Below are 9,340 nucleotides of genomic sequence, written 5' to 3' on the forward strand. Positions count from 1 at the left end.
GACCCCTCCAGCCCCCGCCCGCCCGGTGACCCTGGTGGTGGGGGGCGACGTGACGGTGGGCTACCACTACGAGGAGTACTTCGATGATCAGGTGGCCAAGGGGAGGACGCGCGAGGAGATGTTCGCGTACGGCTTCCGCGAGGTGATGCCCATCGTGGACTCCGGCGACCTGTTCGTCGTGAACCTGGAGTGCCCGTACACGGACAGCACGGTGAAGCTGCCCAAGAACTTCAACTTCCGCGCGCGGCCGGAGCTGGTGAACGTGCTCACCGCGGGCCGCGTGGGCGTGGTGAGCCTGGCCAACAACCACATGATGGACTACGGCGCGCAGGGGCTCCTGGACACCCTCACCTCCCTGGAGGCCGCGCGCATCCCCTACTTCGGGGCCGGCCGCACCCTGGCGGAGGCGCGCCGCCCGGCCATCCTCACCGTGGGGGGCCTGCGCGTCGCGTTCCTGGGCTACTTCTTCCTGGGCACGCGCAACATCGAACCCCGGGAGGTCTACGCCACGGACACCACGCCGGGTGTGGCCGGGCACTTCTCCGACGTGGAGGTGATGGAGCGGATGCTGCGCGAGGACATCGCCGCGGCGAAGGCCCAGGCGGACCTGGTGCTGCCCTTCTTCCACTGGGGCATCGAGGGCAACACCACCCCGGAGCCGTACCAGGTGCGGCTGGCGCACGCGGCCATCGACGCGGGGGCGGCGGGGGTGTTGGGCAGCCACCCGCACGTGCTCCAGTCCATGGAGCTGTACCAGGGCAGGCCGGTGCTCTACTCGCTGGGCAACTTCGTGTTCGGCGGGAACTGGAACCCCCGGGACAAGCGCAGCGTCCTGTGGCGGGCGCGCTTCGACTCCACGGGTTATGTCTCCAGTGACGTGCTGCCCCTCAGGACCGACCGCTACCCCGAGTTCCCCGTCCAGCCGGTGCCCGTCACGGGTGCCGAGGCCGATGGGGTGATGACGCTGCTGCGCACCGCGTCGCAGGGGACGCCGGGGCTGGAGCGGATGCTCCCCGCGTTGGAAGCCGGGGGAGCAGGGAGCCAGCCGCCCCCCTCCTCCAGTGTGAGAGGGGGGCAGTAGCTTCCAGGACTACTTGTTGTTGCGCTGGCCGCGCTTGAAGCGCGTGCGGCGGCGCTTCAGCTGCGCCTTCCGGGTCTTGGCGCGGTTCTTCAGCTTCTTCTTGGAACGATTCCCCTTCTGTGCGGCCATGTGGAAGGACTCCGTGTTGAGCGTGATTCAAGCCGCACCGGGCGGCGACGGGGGCCGTTCTACATGCCGCTGCCCATACGGCCAAGGTTTTCCTTGACGCCCTCGGCCCTTGCCACGGGGCGCCCAACGGGGCAAGACGCCCCGGGAACCACGCATGATTGACAAATTGGAAGAGGTCGAGCGCCGCTTCGAGCGGCTCACGGCCGACCTGTCGAACCCCGATATCCTCGCCGACACGGCGAAGCTCCAGAAGGTGTCCAAGGAGCGCGCCGGGCTGGAGAGGCTCGTCGAGACCTTCCGCGGCTACCGCAAGGTGCTGGCGGACCTGTCGGAGGTGGAGTCGTGGCTGTCCAGCTCCGACCCCGACGAGAAGGCCTACGCCAAGGAGTCCCTGCCGGGCCTCAAGGAGCAGCGCGAGGAGCAGGAAGCCGCGCTGAAGATCCTCCTGCTGCCCAAGGATCCCAATGACGAGAAGAACGTCATCCTGGAGATCCGCGCGGGCGCGGGCGGCGACGAGGCGGCCCTCTTCGCCGAAGAGGTCATGCAGATGTACCTGCGCTACGCGGACCGCAAGGGATGGAAGGCGGACATCCTGGACATGAGCGCGGGCAACGCCGGCGGCGTGAAGGACGCCACGGTGACGCTCTCCGGGGACGCCGTGTTCAGCCAGCTCAAGTACGAGTCCGGCGTCCACCGCGTCCAGCGCGTGCCGGCCACGGAGACGCAAGGGCGCATCCACACCTCCACCATCACCGTGTCGGTGATGCCGGAGGCGGAGGACGTGGACGTGCAGATCAACCCCGCGGACATCGAGATGCAGGTGATGCGCTCCACGGGCGCCGGTGGCCAGAGCGTCAACACCACGGACTCCGCGGTGCGCCTCATCCACAAGCCGTCCGGCATCGTGGTGAAGTGCCAGCAGGAGAAGAGCCAGGGGAAGAACCGCGCCATGGCCCTGCGCATGCTGCGCGCGAAGCTCTACGACATGGAGCAGGAGCGCATCCGCAACGAGCGCGACTCCATGCGCCGCGGCCAGGTGGGCACGGGCGACCGCAGCGAGAAGATCCGCACCTACAACTTCCCGCAGGACCGGCTCACCGACCACCGCATCGGCCTCACCGTGCACAACCTGCCGGCCATCATGGTGGGCAACGTGGACGAAGTGATTACCGCCTGCCGCACCCACTACCAGGCAGAAGCCCTCAAGGCGCAGACGGGTGGCGGGCGTCCCGCCAGCGAAGCATGAGCGACGTCTGGACCATCCGCCGGCTCCTCACCTGGACGACGGGGCACTTCGAGAAGCGGGGGGTAGATGCGCCCCGGCTCACGACGGAAATCCTGCTCGCGCACGTGCTCAAGACGGGCCGGGTGCGCCTGTACGTGGACCTGGACCGGCCGCTGTCCAAGGACGAGCTGGCCGCCTTCAAGGCGCTCATCGAGCGCCGGATGGCGGGCGAGCCCACGAACTACCTGACGGGCACGAAGGAGTTCTACAACCGCCCGTTCAAGGTGGACGCGCGCGTGCTCATCCCCCGGCCGGAGACGGAGCTGCTGGTGGAGGCGGTGCTGCACTCGGTGCCGAAGGATGCGCCCAGCCGCGTGCTGGACGTGTGCACGGGCTCCGGCTGCATCGCCATCAGCGTGGCGGCGGAGCGCCCCCAGGCGACGGTGCTGGCCACGGACCTGTCCAAGGACGCGTGCGCGCTGGCCCGTGAGAACGCACAGGCCCTGGGCGTGGCCGAGCGCGTGAGCGTGCTGGAGGGCGACCTGTTCTCTCCCCTGCCCCCGGACGCGACGTTCCGGGTGGTGGTGTCGAATCCGCCGTACATCGACTCGGGCGACATCGCCGGGCTGTCCGCCGAGGTGCGGCGCGAGCCCCGGCTGGCGCTGGATGGCGGGCCGGACGGACTGGTCGCGCTGCGGCGGGTGATTGAGGGCGCCCGGCGGGTGCTGGAGCCTGGCGGATTGCTTGCATTGGAGATGGGTGAGACCCAGGGAAGCGCCGTCCTGGAGCTCCTGCGGGCCGCGGGCTACTCCGACGCGCGCGTGGAGAAGGACCTGGAACGGCGTGAACGCATGGCGTTCGGGACACAGCCCGCGGCCTGACGGCCACGGGACACGCGGCCCGGCAACCGCACGCACGAGAAGGCACGTCAAAGACATGGACAAGATCGTCATGAAGGGTGGCACCGCGCTGCACGGCGAGGTGGAGGTCTCCGGCGCGAAGAACGCGGCGCTGCCCATCCTGGCCTCCGCGCTGCTGGCGGATGGCACCACCACCTTCCGCAACGTGCCGGACCTGGCGGACGTGGCCACGATGCTGGAGGTGCTCCGCACGATGGGCTGCGAGGCCGCGCGGCTCACCGGCAAGAAGGCGGACACGTGTGAAATCAGCATCGCGGGGAACATCACCCCGGAGGCCCCCTACGACCTGGTGAAGACCATGCGCGCCAGCGTCCTGGTGCTGGGGCCGCTCGTGGCGCGCTTCGGCCGGGCGCGCGTGTCCATGCCGGGCGGGTGCGCCATTGGCGCGCGTCCCATCGACCAGCACCTCAAGGGCCTGAAGGCGCTGGGCGCGGACATCCACCTGACGGAAGGCTACGTGGAGGCCCGGGCCAAGCAGCTCAAGGGCGGCATGGTGAACTTCGACGTCATCACCGTCACCGGCACGGAGAACGTGATGATGGCGGCGGTGCTCGCGAAGGGCCGCACGGTGATGGAGAACTGCGCGCGCGAGCCGGAGGTGGAGGAGCTGGCGCGCGTCCTCAACAAGATGGGCGCGAAGGTGGAGGGGGCGGGCACGTCCATCATCACCATCGAGGGCGTGGAGTCCCTGAACCCGGTGGAGCACGCCATCCTGCCGGACCGCATCGAGGCGGGCACGCTGCTGGTCGCGGCGGCCATCAGCGGGGGCAACGTGCTGGTGAAGCACGCACGGCCGGAGCACCTGGACGCGGTCATCGACAAGCTGCGCGAGGCGGGCTGCACCATCACCGCCGAGGGCGGGGGCTTGCGCTGCAAGGCGCCCAGGTCCCTCAAGTCGGTGAACATCACCACCACGGAGCACCCGGGCTTCCCCACGGACATGCAGGCGCAGTTGATGGCGCTGATGACGGTGAGCCACGGCACGTCCGTCATCTCCGAGAACATCTTCGAGAACCGCTTCATGCACGTGCCGGAGCTGCACCGGCTGGGCGCGGACATCACCATCCAGGGGCACACGGCGGTGGTGAAGGGCGTGAAGGCGCTCAGCGGGGCACAGGTGATGGCCACCGACCTGCGCGCCAGCGCGTCGCTCATCCTGGCTGGCCTGCGGGCTGACGGGCAGACCGAGGTCAGCCGCGTCTACCACCTGGACCGCGGGTACGAGCGGCTGGAGCGCAAACTGCGGGGCCTGGGGGCGGACATCCGCCGGGTGAAGGAGCGGGCCTGAGCCTAGGGGGCCGGCCGACGGCACGTTGCCAACAGAAGCCGCCGCACGGGTTGCATCCCAATTTTTGGGCGACTTATCATTCTCCATTCACTGGGGAGCACCTTCCGCTCCCCCCTTTCAGGAGAACGAGCCGCCCCATGAATTGCCCCGGTTGCAGCGTCGAGATGACTGATCTCGAAGGAGATCACGAGACGTTGCGGAAGTGTGGAGACTGCGGAGGCCTGTGGACCGATGTTTCGGACCTGCGCCGCATCCTCCTTCACAACAACCTGCCCGGTCTGGAGCTACTCGGGGGCAAGGTCGACGCGGAGGCCCTGACAGGGCAGTGCCCGGACTGCCAGGTGGACTTCGTACGCATCGATGGTGGCGACCGGAAGCATCCGCTGCACTACGACACCTGCGAGTCCTGCGGCGGCATCTTCCTGGAGTCGGAGTTCGCGGACGCCGCGGACGCCAAGGCCGCCGAGCAGGAGATGGTCACCTTCTTCCGCAACTTCGACGCGAAGCGGAAGTCCAAGGCGGCCATCTAGGCCCCAGGCTCCAGGCCCCAGGCTCGGAGGGCGCCCGGTTCTCCCAGGCGCCCGGTCGTTCTCAAGGCTTGCCGCGGAAGGCGCTTCCCCACTCCTCGGGGAGCGTCCCGTCCAGCGACAGCGCGGCGGCCGCCTTCGGCCCCTCGCCAGCGGCGGTCCGCTCGAAGCGGGCCGTCACCTTGCCCTTCTTCGGGATGTCCAACGTCACCTTGTTGCCGGACACCGTGTAGGTGCCGCTGACGACGGTGGTGGGCTCCGGCGTCTCCAGGGGCTCCAGCGAGAAGCGCCAGGTGCCGTCCACGAAGAAGGACAGGAAGCGCTCCGGGGCGCCTTCATGCCCGCCGAACCAGGTGCCCACGAGCGGGGCCACGCGCGCGTCGTACTTGTACCGGGTGGCCAGCGCGGGGCCGTTGAGGGGCTTTCCGCCCGAGTAGAGGACCAGGTCGGTGAGGCACACCGGGCTGTCCTCCCTGGCGCCGGGGAAGCGGTCCGCGACCTCCAGGATGAAGCGCGCGCCGAACAGCGGCTGGGACAGGGGCACGGCCTGCAGGCCCCGCTTGTCCTGCACGGTGACGCTGCGGGACGCGTCCACGCTGGTGAGGGTGAACTTGCGCACGCGGCCGTTGGCCTTGAACGCGTCGCGGGAGGTTCCGTCGCCCGTGTAGACGCGCACCTCGTCCAGGGTGACGGGCTCCTTGAAGCCGATGAAGACGTGGGAGGGCTTCTCCCCTTCCGCGCACCAGACGGTGGTGTCCCGGCCGTCCAGCATGTTGAGGGGCACGTAGTGGTCCGGGCGCCCCTCCTTCTCCAGCCAGGCCTCCGCCTGGGCATAGCCGGGCGCGGCGGGCGCGGCGGCGAGGACGGACGGAGACACGAACAGCAGGCAGGCCAGGGACAGGCGTCGCATGGGGCGCATCTTGGATCGTCCCCACCCCGGGGCTCCAGTCCGGGTGTGCACCTTCCGCCACCACCGGACCTCGAGGCGGGCCGCGAAGGAGGGCCTGGCGTTGTCCATGTGACGTGCCGGGGGCGAGGATGAAAGCGGCCCGCCAGGGGTTGGGGGTGCTTGACACCCGGACACGCCCAGGCCGACAAGGCGGACCGACCGAGGAGGAAGACGTGATGCGACGTTGGGGCTGGGTCTGTGTCGTGGGGCTGCTGGGGGTGGCCGCATGCAAGAAGGACGTGCCTGCGGAGGTGCCGGACGCGGGCGTGGAGGAGACGGGCCCCTCCGCCCTCACGGAGAAGGAGCCCAACGAGCGGCCCGACCAGGCGCTGCCGATTACCCGCGACAGCGTGGTGACGGGCGGCCTGGCGGCGGAGCCCAACAAGCTGGATGAGGACTGGTACCGGCTGGCCCCCGGCACTCCGCGCATCGCGGACGTGACGGTAACGGGCCTGCCCGGCGGGGACGTGAAGCTGGACGTCTACGACCAGGACCGCAACCGGCTGGTGGGCGTGAACAGCGAGGGCGAGGGCAAGGGGGAGCGCCTTCCGAACCTCTACGTGGAGAAGGAGCGCTGGCTGGTGGTGTCGCCCGCGCGCAAGGGCACGGGCGGGGCGTACACGCTGGAGGTGAAGTACCGCCAGCCCAACGACGGCGAGGAGCGCGAGCCCAACGACCGCGCCGTGGACGCCGCCGCGCTGCCGCTGGGGCAGACGGTGACGGCGTTCCTGGGGCACTCCGGAGACGAGGACTGGTACCGGGTGGAGCTGCCCGGCCCCGCCATGCCCGAGGGTGAAGTCCCCGCGGCGCAGGACAGTGGCGCACCGGCGCCGGGCTCGACGCCCGAGGCCCCCGGAGCGCCGGCTCCGGGTTCGACGCCCGCGGCCGTGCCTCCGCCGTCCGTGCCGGACGAGACGCCGGTCATCGACGACAACGCGGCGCCCTCCCCCGAGGGCACATTTGGAGGCGGAGAGCCGCCCGCTCAGCCGCCGGAGGGCGCGACGCCCACGGCGCCCGGAGAGCTGGCGGGGGCGACGGCGGCCCAGGCGGCGGACGCGGGCCTCCCGCCCCTCGATCCGGAGGTGCCGTCGGTGGCGCTGAAGATTGAGCTGTCCGCCGTGGAGGGCGTGCGGCCGGAGATTTCGGTGCTGTCCGCCGCGGAGGCGCCGCTCTTCACCCTGCAGGGCAAGGAGGGCGAGCCGCTCGCGCTGCGCAACATCGGCGTGAGGGCCACGGACCGGGTGGTCTACGTGGTGGTGAAGGGCGGCTGGACGGGGACGGGCAAGGCGCAGCGGCGCACGTACAACGCGCAGGTGCCCTACACGCTGACGGTGTCCCAGGAGGAGGCGGGGGCGCACGCGGAGCTGGAACCCAACGACGAGCTGCTCAAGGCCACGCCGCTGACGGGCGCGGGCTTCCGCGAGGGCTTCCTGTCGCCCAAGTCGGACGTGGACAACTACGTGCTGACGACGCGCGAGCCGGTGCTGGCGAAGGTGGAGCTGTCGGGCGTGGACCGGTTGGACCTGACGCTGTCGATGGTGGAGCCGCCGCAGGGTGACGGGCAGAAGGAGACGGTGCTCCTCAAGGCCAACGACGGCGCTCTCAAGGAGCCGGAGCGGCTGAACAACGTGGCGTGCAACGGCACCTGCTACTTCCGGGTGGAGGGCTCGTTCCGGAAGGTGAACGGCAAGTTCGTGAAGGACTTCGAGAACGCGGACCAGCCCTACCGCATCAGCGTGACGACGGTGCCGGACAACGGCGGCGAGGAGCGCGAGCCCAACAACACCGCCGACCGCGCGCAGGACCTGACGCTGGGCAAGGCGGTGCGCGGCACGGTGTACCCGGCGAAGGACGTGGACTTCTTCCGGGTGGACCTGTCCGACCGGCCGGTGCGCACGGCCATCACCGCGACGCTGCTGGGCATCTTGAAGGTAGACGTGGGGCTCTACCTGCACCGGGTCCAACCGGACGGAAAGCTGACCCTGGTGCAGACGTCCGACCGCGCCAAGGGCGACCTGCCGGAGACCATCCGCTACAGCGCCGAGCCCGGCGTCTACGTCTTCGAAGTGCGCGACGCGAAGAATCGCGAGGCGAACTTCCAGGACTCGTACCAGCTCACCGTCGAGGAGGGGGAGTAACGGCGCACCCTCCAACGGCTGGCATCACGCGCCCCCTGCCGCCGTGATGCCAGCTGTTGCTAGGCTAGCAATTGCAAGCCAGCCAGGAGGACGTGTTGACGGCGGTCGCACCCGAGAAGCCAAGAATTGTCATCCTCGGTTCGTCGGAAACCCAGACGCACCTGACACGCCTCATCACGGAGGCGGAGCGGCAACTCCTCCTGGTCAGCCCCTACGTACGGTTTGACAAGCTCCGGAACCTGGCTCGCCACGTACAAGGCGCGCTGGCGAAAGGCGTGTCGGTGACGTTGGTGCTGCGGGAGCGGGACTTCAGCACCGGCAAGGAAGACCCTCTGGACTCGGACGCACTCACACAGTTGCGCCAAGCCGGATTGAAGGTCCTCGTCCTAAAGGACCTGCACGCGAAGATCTACAGTTCGGAGAAGAACGCCCTCCTGACGTCACTCAATCTCCTTGAGTCCTCTATCAACAACAGCATCGAGATTGGCACGTGGATCACCGCAGGCACGCCTGAGTACGCCTCGGTCGAGGCCTTCCTGAAGAGCGAAGTCCATCTGACGGCCCAAAGCGCACCCCCGCTCTCCGCCCCACCTGCAAAGACGCCCGAGCCCCCTACCCCCAAGCGCGAGCCCCGGGCCGCGCCAGCCCGGGAAGGAAGAGTCCCCCTGCAAGTCGTCGCCGATGACGACTCCGACGCAGGACACTGCATCCGGTGCGGCGATGACCTGGACTTCAACATGGACAGGCCGCTCTGCCGTGGCTGCTACACCTCATGGAAGAAGTATGGGGACGCGAACTACGCCGAGAAGTTCTGCCATGGCTGCGGCGAGCCCAAGAAGACCTCGGTGGCAAAGCCCCTGTGCCGCCCCTGCTTCGATGACCTGGGTGACATCCCGCCTCCCGACGACGACGACGACAACATCGCGTTCTAAGCCATCCCGACTAATTCCGTTCAGGGGGTGTTGGCCCAGATGGGGAGCCTGCCGCGCCTGCGGACGCGGCGCAGCAGGAGAACGGCCTCATCATAGAAGGCGTCACGGTCCGCCGTCAGCATGCGGCTGAAGTAGGTGGACTTCAGCTCCT

Annotated in this window: 8 protein-coding genes; 7 read left to right on the forward strand and 1 reads right to left on the reverse strand. The window is 69.2% G+C overall.

Annotated features, from left to right (window positions below; all coding sequences use genetic code 11):
• The 5 genes from D7Y15_RS40300 to D7Y15_RS40320 form a co-directional block, all read left to right on the forward strand.
• Positions 1 to 1,081: CapA family protein (locus tag D7Y15_RS40300; protein WP_148712999.1), on the forward strand; the 1,081-nt coding region annotated here is incomplete at its 5' end.
• 283 nt (positions 1,082 to 1,364) lie between these two features.
• Positions 1,365 to 2,456: a peptide chain release factor 1 gene (gene prfA / locus D7Y15_RS40305; RefSeq protein ID WP_120580945.1), complete on the forward strand. Its 1,092-nt coding sequence runs from the start codon at positions 1,365 to 1,367 to the stop codon at positions 2,454 to 2,456.
• Positions 2,453 to 3,316 (forward strand): peptide chain release factor N(5)-glutamine methyltransferase, encoded by an 864-nt coding sequence (prmC, locus tag D7Y15_RS40310; RefSeq protein ID WP_120580946.1) that lies wholly within the window; start codon positions 2,453 to 2,455, stop codon positions 3,314 to 3,316. The genes prfA and prmC overlap by 4 nt, the downstream gene beginning before the upstream one ends.
• Before the next feature lie 55 nt (positions 3,317 to 3,371).
• On the forward strand, positions 3,372 to 4,643 hold the full coding sequence (gene murA, locus D7Y15_RS40315) for a UDP-N-acetylglucosamine 1-carboxyvinyltransferase (RefSeq protein WP_121755894.1): 1,272 nt from the start codon (positions 3,372 to 3,374) through the stop codon (positions 4,641 to 4,643).
• Between the two features lie 137 nt (positions 4,644 to 4,780).
• Positions 4,781 to 5,173 (forward strand): zf-TFIIB domain-containing protein, encoded by a 393-nt coding sequence (locus D7Y15_RS40320; protein WP_120580948.1) that lies wholly within the window; start codon positions 4,781 to 4,783, stop codon positions 5,171 to 5,173.
• 61 nt (positions 5,174 to 5,234) lie between these two features.
• Here the strand turns inward: D7Y15_RS40320 and D7Y15_RS40325 are convergent, their stop codons facing one another.
• Positions 5,235 to 6,080, reverse strand: a complete 846-nt coding sequence (locus D7Y15_RS40325) for a discoidin domain-containing protein (protein WP_233597463.1) — start codon at positions 6,078 to 6,080, stop codon at positions 5,235 to 5,237.
• Positions 6,081 to 6,295: 215 nt separating this feature from the next.
• Between D7Y15_RS40325 and D7Y15_RS40330 the strand changes: the two genes are divergently transcribed.
• Together D7Y15_RS40330 and D7Y15_RS40335 are read left to right on the forward strand one after the other, a co-directional pair.
• Positions 6,296 to 8,257: an ABC transporter substrate-binding protein gene (locus D7Y15_RS40330; protein WP_121755896.1), complete on the forward strand. Its 1,962-nt coding sequence runs from the start codon at positions 6,296 to 6,298 to the stop codon at positions 8,255 to 8,257.
• Positions 8,258 to 8,352: 95 nt separating this feature from the next.
• Positions 8,353 to 9,189: a phospholipase D-like domain-containing protein gene (locus D7Y15_RS40335; RefSeq protein ID WP_158629200.1), complete on the forward strand. Its 837-nt coding sequence runs from the start codon at positions 8,353 to 8,355 to the stop codon at positions 9,187 to 9,189.
• Positions 9,190 to 9,340 lie beyond the last annotated feature (151 nt).

Source organism: Corallococcus sp. AB030, assembly GCF_003668965.1.
Classification (GTDB): Bacteria; Myxococcota; Myxococcia; order Myxococcales; family Myxococcaceae; genus Corallococcus; species Corallococcus exiguus.